Below are 14,990 nucleotides of genomic sequence, written 5' to 3' on the forward strand. Positions count from 1 at the left end.
GAATTAGATATAATGATAACTAAAGATATTAAGGAGGCCAACCATGGCTTGGAGTGATTTAAAATTTTTTCCTAACGAATACAATGATGTGATTAAGGCCATTGATGAAAAGATCATAAGATTACTTATTGAGCGTAAAGGCATCTCGAATGGCAGAAGATTCTTTCCACCAAATGAAATTGTGAGTGCATGGGCAGTTGAGTTTGATATGGATATTCCCCAAATTAATGGACTCATTCACAGTCTTGCAGAGAGTAACCCACCCACTTTACCCAACGGACCTGGCAAATTACTTAATGTCCTGCCCATCATGAAAAAGTCAGATATCGATGGTTTTGAATATGAAGTAACACATTCAATGCAGCATGAGAACGGTAGTATTGTGTTTATTGAAATTAACAAATCAAATGATAATGAGAATGCCGGCCACATTCGCCCGAAATTACTTTTAGATGTAAATGGAGAACAAGAATACATCGTACGTAAAAATGGTGCTCATGGTGGCGGTGGACATACGCAACTGAGTTTTATGGTTATTCCGCGTCTTCCCGATAGTATCGAGAAGTTAAAGTTCAGATTGATTCCACATGCTCATCCAATGGAGTCTCCGCCTAAAGAGATAATTTTGGATAAAGAGATATCATTTGAATGATTAAGCTAACGGATAACGATAGCACTACGTTTGAGGTGAGGATATGCTCGAGGAGATACTGTCAGTTATAGCTGGTGTTACGATCTTTGAAGAAACTGCCGCTGTATTTGAAAAGGTGAAAATATATGCCGTCCCAGGTGCTGAACAGACCATGGATCGCCTTGAGGAGCATCTGGTAAGTATATCTTGATGCACGGGCACGTTAGTTCAATTCTAAACCCAGCGGCAGTATTCCACAGTCCAGTAATGCCGCTGGTTTTATCATTATTTTCCCAGTTCCAGCAGGCATTACTAAAATGTGAGTGAGCCGTCCCATTTGACAAACAAGAGTTTTTAAGATATTTTATATGCTATAGCATGTATTGATCTTATAGAGAGGAGAGCATATATTATGGAGCTAAATAATCTCACTGGTTTTCTTGTTCATCGAACAGATGTAAAAATGACTAATTTTTTCACGAAAATACTTAAACAATATGAAGTAACTCCTGAACAATGGGGGATTATCAATATACTTGACGCGGAAAGAGCAACGAGCCAGAAAGAGCTTGCTGAAGCCATTGATAGAGATCAAACCACTGTTGTGAGGATGATTTATTCACTTGAAAAAAAAGAAATAGTAAGAAGAATACAGAATGATTTTGATAAACGATCCCACAACTTGTTCCTTAGCGACAAAGGAATGAGTCTCAAAACAAAACTTTTGCCAATTGTAACGGCTGCTCACGATCATGTTACCAAAAATTTGAGTAAAGATGAACTTCAACAGTTACATGAGCTACTTAGCAAACTGTATTCAAGCGTAAAAGATGAGTAGTGCCTAGGCATCTTGAAGTGCGTGTTGCAATTCGAGATGCAGACACAACGAATTGAAGAGACCCAACTCAAATATCCATGTACTCGTATGAGTCCACCATTTATATGCTATAGCATATAAAATGCGAAAAATTAAAACTAGAAAGAGCGTGATTACGGTATGTTAGTTATTATTTTCCAAGTTATATTGGGCATTTTCTTCATGATAACAGGAACGAGAATAATCTCAGGTAAAATGGCAAATGAATTTAGTCGATTTGGTCTTCCGTCCATATTTAATTTCTTAACAGGGTTTATTGAAATAATATGCTCCATTGGAATGATAGTAGGGATATGGTATCCTATCGTAGCTTTGTTATCTGGATTACTTCTAGGAGCGACAATGCTGGTTGCAGTCTTTACTCTGCTTGTGATCGCACGTGATCCATTTAAAAAAGCGATCCCAGCAATAATACTGTGTCTGCTGTCTTTTACGATTGCCCTTTATCATTTAGATCTCTGAAATTGAAACGGGAGCTTGTACGGGAAACTATTGCTCAAACAGAACGAGACGAGGCTGCCGGTACAAACGGCAGCCTCCATTACCTAGCCATTATTCTTGGGTAATTTGATGATACCAGCTTTGCAGTTCTTGTCCGATGTAATGTGGGTTTTCCTCCACTAAATAATACCGTTGCTGTGGGTCACTTTTTTGTTCATTGAAGTAACGATAGTTGTATTTGGACACCGCGGCAGCAGGGCCAGAAAGATCAGCTGCTTTTCGTTGAACTATTGGGCAGATTAGTTAAATACGCATTTGTGGTAAAATATATCTGGAAGGTTGAAGAAGGGGGATCGAGGATGATTGATCGAAGACGAACAAAAACGTTACGTCATGAGGTTGAACAGGAATTACTAAATGTGACTGATACTTCAATATTGATTAATTTAAGTGCTGCTCTAACGAGCCTTTATCCTCATTTGGTCCCCATCCATGCATTTGCTTACGACGCTTGGGATAATATTGTAATCCCATTGTATTATGAAATGGTCTACCAATCCTTTTACTATAAGTACGGAATAATTATTACTTCAAGTGAAGTGCACCCATATATGTATACTCTTCCTTGCTATCGTGGGTTGCACCACATTGAATGCACATTGAAAAAGTCTTTCATTGAAGCATTCATTAACTTCGAATGGGTTCATGTAGAGAAACAAGATCTTGAGAATTACTTAATTATTTTTAAGTCGTTCGGTGATGGTTCCAATTTTTTGACTGGCGGTATAACCAAAGAACAAGCTTCCGAAGTCCATTTCAATTTTGTTGAGGTCGAAATCGTAAGTTCCAAGACTAGAAGTTCAATAGATGGCAACAAATATAAAACCATGTTTATACGTAAGGAAGATTTACATTTCGAATTTGTAGCAGAAGAGAAGATTTATTGGAATTGTTGAACTCCCTCGGTATGATTTGATTTCCTCACGCAAGCTCGTTTATTCGCAGGATTTCATCCTTTAGATTCGAAGGTGAATGAAAGTTAGCGAGATATATTAGGATGTGTCGTTAAAAAGGCATGCGGGAACAGAGGTGGGGTTGATTCACCCAATTCGTTCCAAATGCTGCACGTATTCTCCACGGTGCCCTTAGCGATTTTCACTCCCATGTCTCAACGGGTCAACAGCCCTTACATTCCTTCGTCACATCTATCCAAGGGGTGGAGGTCGGTCTTTCTAACGGAATGGGTCGGAGCCCTTTTGTTTAACGTATCCCGATACTCCGTGCTTTCTATGTCATCCTGCGAATACGCCAACTTGCGTGAGATATTGTTTATTTTTAAGCTGCCAATGCAACGATTTTATTTGGGTTGTAGGCTTCATCACTACGGGCCATTCCGACTAAGAGCCGAGCTAACTTTCCACATAACTTCATAATAGATTTCATCTTTTTGAGCTTTTTTACTTGAACATTATGGTGATGTAAGGCTTTAAATTCTTGGTTACTCATGACCATGCACATCGTTATTAAATAGAGAAAGTGACGCAGGCGTGGACGGCCTCGTTTACTGAGTGTCATTTGTCCCTTCCATTTACCTGAGCTTGCCTCGGTCAAATTAAGCCCTGCGTGGCGGAGTAGGGCGTTCCCATGCGCATAACCTCTAAGATCTCCAGACTCTCCTAAAACACCAGCTAAAGCAATTGAAACTTATACCTGTAATGGCTAGGATCTTGCCTGAATAGGGGATACGTTCAACAACGTCCTTGGCTTCTTTTTCGATCCTCTGTAGTTGTTTAGTGGCTAAGTCATGCTCCTCAAGGAGCTGCTCTAGATGGAGTTTGTAAGCATGTGTTGCCTGCTTTGATCCAACAGTTTGCTTGGCAAGATCGATTAGTAGATGAGCTCTACGCACACCTGAATGCCGTTTCATTGATTTCTGCCATCCTTTAATTACATCGCCAGGACTCAGTTTACAAAGGTCAGATGGGAGCGGAAAAAGCCGAAGGGTTAACAAAGCACCTTTGCAAGTTAAGATCTTAAAGACTTGTCTCAGTTCAGGGAAGACAATGTCGACCCAACGGTGGATCTGGTTAACGGCACTTACAAGGCGTTTTACGACTGTTTCTCGGTTAGCCATTAACACTCGCAGCTCCTCATACTCAGAGGAGTGGAAGCGGACAGGGGAGTAGTAGCCGTTTTTCACCATATCGGCAATAACTAAAGCATCTTTTTTATCGCTTTTAGAGCGTGTATTGTCGCGGTTTTCTTTATTCTTTTTAACTAGGTGAGGATTAACAAGTACGACTTCAATAGCTTGTTTTTGAGCCACCCGGCAAGGCTGAACCAGTAATGACCAGTTGGTTCCATACCAACGATTACTTGGGATAGCTTAAATGAGGCTAACAATTCGCGAATCCAACGGTCGAGGGACTTGAATCCATCTTCGTCATTACTGAACTCTAAAGGATTGCCGAGAGCGACACCACGAAAGTTAACTGCTCTAGCAACATGAGCCTCTTGAGCAATGTCTACACCTACAACAATGTGATTAACGGTAATGTTTTCAATGAGTTGATTTTGCTTATCTTGTGATTTAAACTTCATAGTAGAGCGTCCTCCTGGATGATGGAATTAAAGGGCTTTTGACCCGTAGCGTACTTCCATCGTACCGAGGCGCTCGTTTTTTTACAAAGCTGAAATTTATCCATCTACAGGAATCTAACGGAGAAAGATAGCTACAGTCGGCTATGACGATCGGCTGCAGCTTCTGTGCTAACAGGAGGATAATGATTAACACAAGGAGAAGACAATTCAATAACCAGGGAGCAGATCGCCGCGGCCGGCAGCTACTCCTTTTTTCGTTGAAGTAACGGGCAGGCTAACCGCTTTGACTTGAAATCATAACCTTATATAAAGAAAGAGCCGTATTTGTTGTCAAATACAGCTCTTTTTGGTTTTCAACCCCTGGTCATTCCATGGATGGCCCGAGAGACCCGTTCTCCAAGCTCGGCAGACGCCTTGTACAGGTAGCCGAGCACGATGTTTTGCGTTTCGCGCGAGACTTGGACAAGATCGCCGGTTAGGTTCGCAACCAAATGCTCTTGCTGCAGTGGCGCAAGCGATCGGTAGAACTCACCCGCTTGCATGAAGTCATCCTGCTTCGGGATGTCCGTACGCTCGAGGCGGCCTTCCACGAATCTTCCGTTGCCGCTGGTCACTTGGGAGTCCGGCGACCAGTGCTGCTGATGATTGATCGGAATGCTGCGGAAATCCGGACCAAGCCGTCGCCGCTGCGAATCCCAGTAAATGTTAGAGCGCCCTTGCAGCAGTTTATCGTCCGACAGCTCTGCGCCTTTCAGCAGGTTCGCAGGGGAGAAGGCCAGCTTCTCGACCTGTTCGCTATAGTTATCCGGATTGCGGTTCAAGACCAGTCTGCCGACCGGATGCAACGGATACTGCCGCTCATCCCATATTTTCGTATCGTCCAGCGGGTCGAAGGGGAGGGTGGCCTCGTCTTGAGGGTTCATCAGCTGCACGTAAAGGCCGTATTCCACCCCTTTGCCCGCCTGCAGGGTATCGAACAAATCCTTAGCGGCATAATCGGGATTCTCGCCTGACAGTCGGGAGGCTTCTCGCTGATCGATGTACTGAATGCCGGCAAGAGGCATCCAGTGATATTTGACGTAGGTGCGCATGCCTTGTGCGTTTTTCCAGACGTAGGTATTGACGCTGTGGCCCGGGATGTGGCGAAGGCTTTTAATCGTGCCGACGTCAGAGTACAGCCAAAGCACGAAGTTGGTGGCTTCCGGCGCCCGGGCGACGAAGTTCCAGAACCGCTCCGGCTCGGTTAGGTTATTGACGGGTGAAGGCAAGAGGGAGCGGATAAACTCCGGAAAGCGGATGGCGTCCCGGACGGCGAATACCGGGATGTGGTTGCAGACCAGATCGAATACGCCCTGGTCCGTGTAGAACTTGGTGGTGAAGCCGCGCACGTTGCGGGACGTATCCGGCGTACCCCGATTGCTGACAGCAAGCGAAAATCTGACAGTGACGGGGACCTGCAGGCCCGGATTTTGCAGGAAGCACAGCTGCGTGTAGGCCGGCATCGCGTTAACGGTCTGGAAGTAGCCGAAGGCGCCGCAGCCCTTGACATGTACGGGTCTCTCCAGCGGTTTCTCATGGATAAACGTCTCCAGTGTTTCGTGGAGTATACTATCCTGCTCCAGCACGGGGCCTCGACTTCCAACCGTCTGCGAGTGTTCAACATCCGGAAGCTCCCCCGGCCAGAGGCGTTTTCCTGTGTTCTCGTTCATCTCTCTACCTCCCAAGCCGCACTATAAATTGTATGGACATATTAAGGTATGAGGCGCTTGGCTATGAATATGACAGTGATCAAAGCATGAAAAAGGCACCCCGTGTGGGGTAACTTACGTTATTCCGCCAGAACATGAAAACGTCCAGTTGAATGTAATTTCCTAAATTGACGGCAAGTCTTTTTTTAAAATGGTTAAAGGAAAGGAAATGGAAAATTTACTATTATTCAACCGAAGAAACCCGCAAAACGGAGAAGGGAATTAAGACCAATACGAAACGTTTCAAGATAGCGGCAAGGAAATAATGGGGTGGTGGGGTGTTAAGCTAAACATTCCTGTATAGCCTAAGAAATGGGCTTTGTCAAAAAAGGAGCGCCTCGGTATGATGGGTTTGTCGACGGGTAGATACCAACACCATCAAGGAGGCGCTCTAATTAAGAAGTTTAAGCAATCAGACGGACAAAATCAACGTATTGAACGAATTACCACTTCACATCTTGTAGTGGGCATTGATATGGCAAAGGAAACACAAGTAGCTCAAGCTACTAATTATCGAGGAATTGTCCTTACGAACCAGCATCTATCATTCAAAAACACACTCCAGGGATTTGAAAAATTACATCGTTGGATGGAAGGCTTGCAACAAAAACATCGATTAAAGAACATCATAATTGGCATGGAGCCGACGGGACACTATTGGTACAGTTTGGCTAACTGGCTTGTTGAGAAGGGCTTAAATGTTGTTTTAGTTAATCCTGCAACGACGAAACGAAACAAGGAGAACCGAGATAATTGTCCCTCCAAGAGTGACCCGAAGGATGCCCTTGTTATTGCGGATGTTATTAGCCGTGGCTATTATTATGAATACATTCGGCAAGCGACTCATTTTCAGAGGTTACGGACCCTAATGAATGATAGAGAATTTTGGGTCACAAATAGTGTTCGGATGCAGAATCGGATCATCCGCTGGCTAGATATACGCTTCCCTGAGTATGCTTCTGTGTTTAAAGATTGGACCTGTCCACGATCCATAGCTACGCTCAAAGAGTTCCCGTCTCCGTTGGATCTAAAAGGTCAATCTACGTCAGAAGTTATTACAGGTTGGCGAAAATATATGAAACGAGCTGGCGGCTCCACAGGTATTCAGAAGGCCGCTGAACTACTCTCTAAAGCGGTTCAAAGCGTGGGGGAAACTGTAGCGCTGAATGAGGCCAAACAGGATCTGCATCGCTTATTAGAAGAGTACGAGCACATTGATAGTATATTGAACCAAATAGCACAAGAAATCGCAGCTTTACTTGGTGAGATTCCAATTGCTAGCCAACTTCGTTCCGTTAAGGGTTTGAGCACAATCTATATTGCAGCAATTCTGGCTGGTGCGGGTGATCTGAAGCAGTACGCTCACGGTCGCCAGTTGCTACGGAAGGCCGGTTTAAATTTAGCAGAGAGCATGTCTGGAAAGCGTAGGGGCCAGATCATACTCTCGAAACGAGGAGATTCCACACTTCGAAAATATTTGTATCTGGCTACCTTAACATTAGTGGGAACAAATCCTATATTTAAGCAATTACATGAGAATAATGTGCAAGTTAAACATATGAGTAAGCAGAAGTCGATATTTAAATTGCTTGGAAAACTGGCACGAATCTTAGTTGGCATGGTGCATTCCGAGGAGCCATTTACTCCTGAAAAAACGGTCATTCAGTATACTCAGGCTGCCTAACATCTTCGAACTAACGTAAATTGATTCATTCGCAGGACTTCGAAAAAAGAAAGCACGGAGGACCGAGTTCGTTCTTCAAAAGGGCACAGACCCATCCGCTAAACGCTATCGGTCTCCACACCTTGGATAGGTGTAATGAAGGAATGTAAGGGCGTCGACCCGTAGAGCCTTGGGATGGTCAATCTCCAGGGGATTGTGGAGTATGCGTGCAGTAGATTTTCGAAACGGGGAAATGTTCCAATGTTTCTTCTATTCCCGCATGCCTTAATAGGGTACATTACGGTCGCAACAACCTAGTATTCTTAAGATTACTATATTTCAAAGTGATGAAATCCTGCGAATGATTGAGTTTACGTGAGATAAACCCTTAAAACTGAGGGACGGAGAACGATAGCTTAATAAACAACTAAGACGCGGCTGTCGACATCGATCGGCAGCCGCGTTAAGCATTTAACAAAGAGTCTCCTTAGAAACTACAGCTTCCTGCTTTATACAAATATCGTGCGGGGGAAATACGACAGATTCTTGAAATGAGATTGATCCTTAATCGTTTGAAGAAGCTCTGTTTTGCTTGTCTTCAGCACTTCCCTGATGCTTGGAACTGAAGGTGCAAAAAAAAGACCCACATGTGATATGGGTTGACTAAGTGAAGGATGAGTTGTCTTAATATTAAATTATGTAATCATAACTGAAAGAGTGTTGGGTTTTCGGATCTACATTTAAGGTCGCTGCGATGACGTTTGCGAACGGCAGCGATAATATCGCGATTTTCATCCCGATATTCGCGAGCCAAAATCTATGCGCAAACATAACAACACTGGTAGTTTTCATTGTTATGGTCGCGATTTGGTGCTATCTAGGATACAAACTGGTTAAAGCGCCACTTATAGCAAAAGTGTTAGAATAATATGGTTATATTAAGGGTTGTCTGCTTTTTCTTATAAAGAGGGTGACCGAACACATTAGAACTTATTATTTGATGATCGAAAATACCGATCATTTGATGTATTAAAGGCCGCGAAAATCGTGGCTTTTTTGATTATGGGATTAAATTTTTGTCAAAACCAAATGGTAAGAACTTTATGCCATTCCCATTATCTCTTCCACTGTTATGTTTTAAAATTCTGTCCTTTCTTCGTCTGATATAAAAATGCATCCCCTAGAATTCATCGGATTAACAAGGGTTTTTATCCAATGTCTATTCTAAAGGCTGCACTTCAAAGTATCCCCGACCTTTTTCGTACTACCGGAGGAAGTCATTACTATGGATAATTCCGACAATTTATGTAAAGGGGGAAGATTTGGCATCTCCCTTATAAATTTTACCAGACTGGACTGTTGATGTTTACATAAAAACAATTCGAGGTCGTCTGGAGTGGTAAATGTGCACACTCCTTGTACATCGATGAGGTAAGCATGTAAAAACATAGTCCAGGATATTATGAGTGGTACAATTTACTTTAAATTTATTCTATATATTTCCCTTAAAAATTATCTGTTATACATTTCTGCTTTTAGAAAAATAATCTTGTGTATCTTTGCGTGATTGAGGGGAGAGAACTCGATTAAGCTCTTCATTCAACCATGTAAGTGACTTGTTGCGCAGCATATTACGCATACTATCTTCAGCCTCAAGCATTGCATGCTTAATCACACAGGGAGTAACTCGACAGCTCGCTGCAAACTCTTCATCACGGCAGAGCATGCTATTATTTTTGATGTTTTTACACTGAAAAATAGGAGCAGCCCCTTCCACAGCCTCAACTACATCCCAAAAGGAAATCTCCGAAGGTGACTTGGCTAATCTATAGCCTCCTTTTATTCCAGGGACAGAGATTACGATTCCAGATTTTGCTAATCTACTAAAAATTTTAGCAAGATAGCTCTCTGGAACTCCTTGAAAAGTGGAAATCTCTTTAACACTAATTGTAGAATCTTGTGGAATATCGACTAAATATACCAAGCAATGCAGTGCATATTCTACGCCTATACTATACTGCATGCAAACACCTGCTTTCTAAATTAAAAGGTTGTTATTAATATTAATCATCTTAGGTGGATTTAAAACCCTTGTCAAATAGGGAATTAGATATATTAAGCAAAATGACCTTTGATTTATTGGTTGACAGACATCCACTAAAGAGATATATTAGACAACGTTAAACCACGCTAAACCTTGTCCACTTTATCCGAGTATAAAACATTTAATATTTCAAGGAAGTGATGATCATTTAAAACTCTGTTGATTCTGTAGACGATGGGCGGGCGAGGCGGTCTTAATTTCAAACCAAAGTAATGAGCAGTGAAATTTTTTATTAAGGAGAGATCAATTTTGTCAACCGTTTTGTACGTAACTGCACATCCACTAGATAAGAGTGCATCCCATAGTTTGTCAGTCGGTCATGAATTTGTCCAAGCCTACCAGGAAGCGAACCCTATCGATGAAGTTGTTCATTTAGATCTTTATAAAACGGATATTCCTCAACTTGACGCCGAAGTGTTAAGTGGCTGGAAGCGGCAGTACAATTGATGAATTGAGCTCGAGTACTCGAGTTAAAGTAACACGTTTGAATGAAATTGTTGATCAATTTCTAACGGCAGATAAAATCGTCGTCGTCAATCCTGTTTGGAATTTTTTGTTCCCACCCGTACTAAAAGCCTATATTGATGCAATTTGCATAGCTGGGAAAACCGTTAAATATACACCTGAAGGTATTATCGGATTAGCAACTGACAAAAAATTGCTTAACATTCAAGCTTCCGGAAGCGTCCTCTCCGAGGGGCAATCGGCAGGATTCGAATTCAGCCATAGCTATTTGACAGCTATATGTAAATTCATTGGTATATCGTCAATAGAATTTATTTATATTGAGGGTACGGGAGCTGCACCAGATAAAGTAGCTACTATTAAAGAAAGAGCCACTCAACAAGCACTTGAATTAGCCAAACGTTTCTAAATGTGGAGAGACCGAGCTGGACACGGAGAGGCAACATGAAATACATTTTATTCGTTTTAGCTGGAGCATGCAGCTATGGCTTATTAGCTACTTTTGTAAAAAAAGCTTATGAGTCTGGTTTCCATGTTGGAGATGTGGTCGGCAGCCAAAGTTTATTCGGCGTGGTTATGCTATGGATATTAGTCTTCGTGACAAAGAGAACTTCAAGGCAATCCGCGGCGCTGCAAACAGTTAAAGTAACGAAGAGTCAAGCGTTAATACTTATGGCAGTTGGGACGACAATAGGCTTAACGGGAATTTTTTATTATACCGCGCTCCAATATATTTCGGCTTCATTCGCGACTATCTTATTGTTTCAATTTACATGGTTAGGAATCTTGTTGGAAGCAATTGTTGAACGTAAACTACCTGGAAAAAGTATAATTATATCGCTCATTATTTTATTTATTGGAATTATTTTAGCAAGCGGCTATTTAGGCGGGAGCAAAGAAGCTGTTTCATGGTTAGGAATTACTTTAGGCTTATTGTCTGCTGTGACCTATACGCTGTTCATTTGGTTTAGCGGGAAAACAGTCAAACAAATCTCTCCGATCACTCGAAGCGCAATTACGTTGTCTGGTTCATTTGTTCTCATCATGTTGTTGTTTCCACCACGATTTCTAATAAATGGAGCTTTACACGAAGCGCTGTTGCCTTGGGCTTTGCTGCTTGCTCTCTTCGGTATCGTGATTCCTCCTTTGTTCTATGCTATCGGCGTACCACGCATTGGAGGTGGACTAGCCACAATTTTGAGTGCGGCAGAACTTCCAATGGCTGTCATTATGTCGTATCTCGTACTGAATGAGGCTGTCAACTGGCTGCAATGGCTCGGTGTAGGGATTACGATGTTTGGTATTGCCCTGCCTGATATTATGAAGCGCTGGAATAGTCGCTCCCCAAATGTCGATGCATTATAAAATCGGAAATATGATTCTTGTCTCCATACGGAGCCATAAAAGTTAATGATACTATCTATCACAACTAAAAGGAGAAATGAAACATGGAAATCAGATTGGATTATATGAAAGTGCGTCCTCAATCTTTGCAAACCCTATTAAAATTGGAAGAGTATGTGAAGAAGAGCGGTCTTGACCACAAACTGTGGGAGCTGATTAAAATTCGTGCGTCGCAAATTAATGGCTGCGCCTTCTGCCTTGACATGCATACTAAAGATGCGCGCGCAATGGGGGAAACGGAACAGCGATTGTACTTGCTCAATGCATGGCGTGAAGCTCCGTTCTATACTGAATCCGAGCGCGCTGCATTAGCATTAACGGAAGCTGTGACCAGAATTTCAGATGGGGGCGTGCCGCAAGAATTGTATGAGCAGGTCCGTAGACATTTTGACGAAGAGCAGTTTGTTGATTTACTAATGGCGATTAACGGGATCAACAGTTGGAATCGAATGGCGATTTCAACGGGTATGGTACCTGGCGAATATCAGCCAACTGTACGTAAGTAACTTATAGTTGAAGGCGAACTCCCCGTGCATTCATGTTCGGGGAGTAATCGTAATCAAAGAAGGGAGGGAAAAATGAGATACAAGATACTTCTATTTGATCTAGATGATACGTTGCTGGATTTCGGCGCGAATGAAAAGGATTCGTTAACCAAATTGTTTCAGCAATACGGATATGCATTTTCGGATGAGTTGATTCAATTATATAATTCCGTTAATAAACAATTATGGGCCGAATACGAAAACGGAAATATTGCGCTCGACGTCGTGCTGAACTCCAGATTTTCAGAAACGATGTCTAAGATGGGGAAAGTCGTGGACGGCTTGGAATGGGAGAATCTGTATAGGGAACTATTGGGTGATGGAACCCAGTTACTGATGGAAGGCGCATTGGATGTCTGTCAGCGCTTATCCGCAACCCATCGACTGTTTGTAATCACGAATGGTATCACTCGCACGCAGTTCAAGAGATTGAAGCAGTCGGGGTTATATGATTTTTTTGAAGACATCTTTGATTCGCAAAGCATTGGCTATCAAAAACCTTCAATTGAATTTTTTGATTACGTGATGAACCATATTTCAAATTTTAATAGAAAAGAAGCACTTGTCATTGGGGATTCATTAAATACGGATATCAAAGGCGGACTTCTGTCGGGCATTGATACCTGTTGGATCAACAGAACGGCGCAAAAAAGTCCGGCAGAAATTAAAAGCACATATACGATCTCAAGCTTAACAGAGCTTATTCCCATCTACTAGGCTGTAAAATAATCGAAGTACCCCCTAAATTATCAGTTTTTGGTGACTATATCACAAAAAAGTGGGTATTGTTTTTCTTGTAACTCTTCCTCCATACTATCTTTCATAGGATGTTTTGTAAGGTAGTCAGGGCGTCTACATTATAAAAAAATTATAAAAGGAGTTTTATAGGATGGGAAGTTGACGGTAAAATAGCTGTTATAATCGGAGGTACAAGCGGTATCGGTCTCACGGCGGCACAACAGTTCGTACAAGAAGGTGCGTATGTTTTTATCACGGGACGTAGACAACGTGAACTGGATGCCGCTGTGAAGCAGATCGGTATGTATGTTACAGGCGTCCAAGGTGAAATATCAAAGTCGGAAGATTTAGATAAACAGCCTCAGCCCGATGAAAGCTCGTGCTTGACGGGGTGCACTTCAGATTTCTGGTACAGCATGTGGATTCTGGCGAAGCAGTGCCAGTAATTCCTTCTGGTCTACTGTAATGACCGTGGCTGCCACTTTATTACCCTAAACGACGGCAGGTATTCTGCCTTTTCACACGTAGTTGTTTATTATCGGATTTCGTTGCTTCTTCGCGGGATTCCGCTTTTAATGACACAGTCATAAGAAAAAGAACCTCCTAAGGATTTTGCTCAGCACATTCGTTTCAGCAGCGATGCTGAGTATGGTAACAGCTAGTTCATAGCCTACCCAACCTCAAGAAGTTCCATCCAATTTCCCCCTCATTTATGGTGCGGTTCACTGCGCTATCTGTAACGGGGGGTTTTAGAGAGAGAAATCCTTTGCGGGATGGCTCTTTCTTTGAAATATACATCACAATGGACTCCGGATATTGTCTTGATTCGCAAATATAGATGCCTAATTTTCGGCTACAGCCTTCGTTATTGCGGGGGATAATAAAATCATTCTTACGGGATATGTTAGTCCATGGATACCTATATCCATGGAGCTGCGTTGTTGCGGAGAATTATGGATTCAACTTCTGCAGCTGGCGCACCGGCGGCTTTTTGATGACCGAAGTTACGATACGATTCAGTTGGATCGCTTGTATTGTGAGGATAGCGCTTATTCCGATCTTGGACCATACGAATAAGAAATCAATTGTCCCGCCTGTGAGTGAGATTTTTTTGCACATAATTATTTTCTAACATATCCCATAGCTGCTCGGAAACGGTTTGCGGAGACAAGGGCATATTGTTTTTGATCCACCATTCCACGACGCCAATGTATGCGGATAACATAAATTGAACGGCAACCTCTTTGTTACCTTCCTATACATTTATTCTACTGATGGGGAAGATGGGTGGACATTTACTGCAGACAATGGATTGACTCCCTTCTTGTTTAGGTCACTTAATACAAAAAGTGTTGGTAACGTGTTTTGGGGTGCTATAAGGGCAGATAAAAAAGTAGCAACTGTAGAGGTCACATTTATTAACAGAAATGCTTCTGACAGTCTGATTAGAGTGACAATGCCAGTAGCAGATAATGTATTTATAGGTTATCCTACACAGGACTTTTTCGAGTCTGAAATATAACTATCCAGGGAATGGAAATTATCTGCGAAAGCATTCGATGATGAAGGAAATATAGTGGCTGTGACAGGTTCCTGAATGAGCGTACTGATGAATAAGTGATTAGTTTGGGAACTTTATTACGCTAACGAAAACGTTAGTTCAGCAAATTACAAAAAGAGGCAGCCTTCATTATTGGCAAATCGAGTATTTTCCGCAGGCTGACCCGGCTTATGTTTACCGGCCAGTAAACATAATCATCTTCATCATCTTCC

General features: G+C 42.3%; 11 protein-coding genes and 6 pseudogenes. 12 read left to right on the plus strand and 5 right to left on the minus strand.

Features of this window, described 5'->3' with window-relative positions:
* The first annotated feature begins 43 nt into the window (after window positions 1-43).
* From QFZ77_RS14835 to QFZ77_RS14855, 5 genes and pseudogenes are all read left to right on the plus strand, one after another.
* Window positions 44-652: a hypothetical protein gene (locus QFZ77_RS14835; RefSeq protein WP_307440769.1), complete on the plus strand. Its 609-nt coding sequence runs from the start codon at window positions 44-46 to the stop codon at window positions 650-652.
* Window positions 653-731: 79 nt separating this feature from the next.
* A pseudogene (locus QFZ77_RS14840) lies at window positions 732-842 on the plus strand (polyketide cyclase); the annotation flags it as partial.
* Window positions 843-1,043: 201 nt separating this feature from the next.
* Window positions 1,044-1,469 carry a MarR family winged helix-turn-helix transcriptional regulator gene (locus QFZ77_RS14845; protein ID WP_307440771.1) on the plus strand — a complete coding sequence of 142 codons (426 nt, stop codon included), beginning with the start codon at window positions 1,044-1,046 and terminating at the stop codon, window positions 1,467-1,469.
* A 159-nt stretch (window positions 1,470-1,628) separates the two neighbouring features.
* Window positions 1,629-1,970 carry a DoxX family protein gene (locus tag QFZ77_RS14850; protein ID WP_060647815.1) on the plus strand — a complete coding sequence of 114 codons (342 nt, stop codon included), beginning with the start codon at window positions 1,629-1,631 and terminating at the stop codon, window positions 1,968-1,970.
* 338 nt (window positions 1,971-2,308) lie between these two features.
* The gene (locus tag QFZ77_RS14855) at window positions 2,309-2,905 is read left to right on the plus strand and encodes a hypothetical protein (protein ID WP_307440773.1); all 597 of its coding nucleotides are present in this window, start codon (window positions 2,309-2,311) and stop codon (window positions 2,903-2,905) included.
* A gap of 379 nt (window positions 2,906-3,284) precedes the next feature.
* On the opposite strand, the pseudogene QFZ77_RS14860 reads toward QFZ77_RS14855, so the two are convergent.
* Both QFZ77_RS14860 and QFZ77_RS14865 read right to left on the minus strand, forming a co-directional pair.
* Window positions 3,285-4,550: pseudogene (locus QFZ77_RS14860) on the minus strand (IS110 family RNA-guided transposase).
* 353 nt (window positions 4,551-4,903) lie between these two features.
* Window positions 4,904-6,259 (minus strand): catalase, encoded by a 1,356-nt coding sequence (locus QFZ77_RS14865; RefSeq protein WP_307440774.1) that lies wholly within the window; start codon window positions 6,257-6,259, stop codon window positions 4,904-4,906.
* Between the two features lie 385 nt (window positions 6,260-6,644).
* Here QFZ77_RS14865 and QFZ77_RS14870 point away from each other — a divergent pair, with 385 nt between their 5' ends.
* Both QFZ77_RS14870 and QFZ77_RS14875 read left to right on the plus strand, forming a co-directional pair.
* Entirely contained in the window at window positions 6,645-7,982 is a 1,338-nt protein-coding gene (locus tag QFZ77_RS14870; RefSeq protein ID WP_483874774.1) for an IS110 family RNA-guided transposase, read from the plus strand.
* Between the two features lie 712 nt (window positions 7,983-8,694).
* Window positions 8,695-8,886, plus strand: a pseudogene (locus QFZ77_RS14875) (cadmium resistance transporter); the annotation flags it as partial.
* 594 nt (window positions 8,887-9,480) lie between these two features.
* On the opposite strand, the gene QFZ77_RS14880 reads toward QFZ77_RS14875, so the two are convergent.
* Window positions 9,481-9,984, minus strand: coding sequence for an RrF2 family transcriptional regulator (locus tag QFZ77_RS14880; RefSeq protein WP_307440776.1), 504 nt, complete (start codon window positions 9,982-9,984; stop codon window positions 9,481-9,483).
* A gap of 330 nt (window positions 9,985-10,314) precedes the next feature.
* On the opposite strand from QFZ77_RS14880, the pseudogene QFZ77_RS14885 reads away from it, so the two are divergent.
* From QFZ77_RS14885 to QFZ77_RS14905, 5 genes and pseudogenes are all read left to right on the plus strand, one after another.
* Window positions 10,315-10,939, plus strand: a pseudogene (locus tag QFZ77_RS14885) (FMN-dependent NADH-azoreductase).
* 35 nt (window positions 10,940-10,974) lie between these two features.
* On the plus strand, window positions 10,975-11,895 hold the full coding sequence (locus tag QFZ77_RS14890; protein WP_307440777.1) for an EamA family transporter: 921 nt from the start codon (window positions 10,975-10,977) through the stop codon (window positions 11,893-11,895).
* 83 nt (window positions 11,896-11,978) lie between these two features.
* A complete protein-coding gene (locus tag QFZ77_RS14895; protein WP_307440778.1) occupies window positions 11,979-12,440 on the plus strand; it encodes a carboxymuconolactone decarboxylase family protein in 462 nt (153 codons plus the stop codon).
* A 72-nt stretch (window positions 12,441-12,512) separates the two neighbouring features.
* A complete protein-coding gene (locus QFZ77_RS14900; RefSeq protein WP_307440779.1) occupies window positions 12,513-13,196 on the plus strand; it encodes a YjjG family noncanonical pyrimidine nucleotidase in 684 nt (227 codons plus the stop codon).
* Between the two features lie 167 nt (window positions 13,197-13,363).
* Window positions 13,364-13,573 (plus strand): annotated as a pseudogene (locus tag QFZ77_RS14905) (SDR family NAD(P)-dependent oxidoreductase); the annotation flags it as partial.
* 595 nt (window positions 13,574-14,168) lie between these two features.
* Here the strand turns inward: QFZ77_RS14905 and QFZ77_RS14910 are convergent.
* Both QFZ77_RS14910 and QFZ77_RS14915 read right to left on the minus strand, forming a co-directional pair.
* Entirely contained in the window at window positions 14,169-14,336 is a 168-nt protein-coding gene (locus tag QFZ77_RS14910) for a hypothetical protein (protein ID WP_307440780.1), read from the minus strand.
* A pseudogene (locus tag QFZ77_RS14915) lies at window positions 14,299-14,454 on the minus strand (TetR-like C-terminal domain-containing protein); the annotation flags it as partial. The gene QFZ77_RS14910 and the pseudogene QFZ77_RS14915, both read right to left, overlap by 38 nt.
* Window positions 14,455-14,990: the final 536 nt, after the last annotated feature.

Source organism: Paenibacillus sp. V4I3 (genome assembly GCF_030817215.1).
GTDB lineage: Bacteria > Bacillota > Bacilli > Paenibacillales > NBRC-103111 > Paenibacillus_E.

What these genes read in the sequence shown, in the direction of transcription:
- QFZ77_RS14880 (WP_307440776.1), bottom strand. Translation starts at nt 9,984, where the DNA reads ATGCAGTATAGTATAGGCGTAGAATATGCACTGCATTGCTTGGTATAT.
- QFZ77_RS14890 (WP_307440777.1), top strand. Translation starts at nt 10,975, where the DNA reads ATGAAATACATTTTATTCGTTTTAGCTGGAGCATGCAGCTATGGCTTA.
- QFZ77_RS14865 (WP_307440774.1), bottom strand. Translation starts at nt 6,259, where the DNA reads ATGAACGAGAACACAGGAAAACGCCTCTGGCCGGGGGAGCTTCCGGAT.
- QFZ77_RS14845 (WP_307440771.1), top strand. Translation starts at nt 1,044, where the DNA reads ATGGAGCTAAATAATCTCACTGGTTTTCTTGTTCATCGAACAGATGTA.
- QFZ77_RS14895 (WP_307440778.1), top strand. Translation starts at nt 11,979, where the DNA reads ATGGAAATCAGATTGGATTATATGAAAGTGCGTCCTCAATCTTTGCAA.
- QFZ77_RS14900 (WP_307440779.1), top strand. Translation starts at nt 12,513, where the DNA reads ATGAGATACAAGATACTTCTATTTGATCTAGATGATACGTTGCTGGAT.
- QFZ77_RS14855 (WP_307440773.1), top strand. Translation starts at nt 2,309, where the DNA reads ATGATTGATCGAAGACGAACAAAAACGTTACGTCATGAGGTTGAACAG.
- QFZ77_RS14910 (WP_307440780.1), bottom strand. Translation starts at nt 14,336, where the DNA reads ATGTGCAAAAAAATCTCACTCACAGGCGGGACAATTGATTTCTTATTC.
- QFZ77_RS14835 (WP_307440769.1), top strand. Translation starts at nt 44, where the DNA reads ATGGCTTGGAGTGATTTAAAATTTTTTCCTAACGAATACAATGATGTG.
- QFZ77_RS14850 (WP_060647815.1), top strand. Translation starts at nt 1,629, where the DNA reads ATGTTAGTTATTATTTTCCAAGTTATATTGGGCATTTTCTTCATGATA.
- QFZ77_RS14870 (WP_483874774.1), top strand. Translation starts at nt 6,645, where the DNA reads ATGGGTTTGTCGACGGGTAGATACCAACACCATCAAGGAGGCGCTCTA.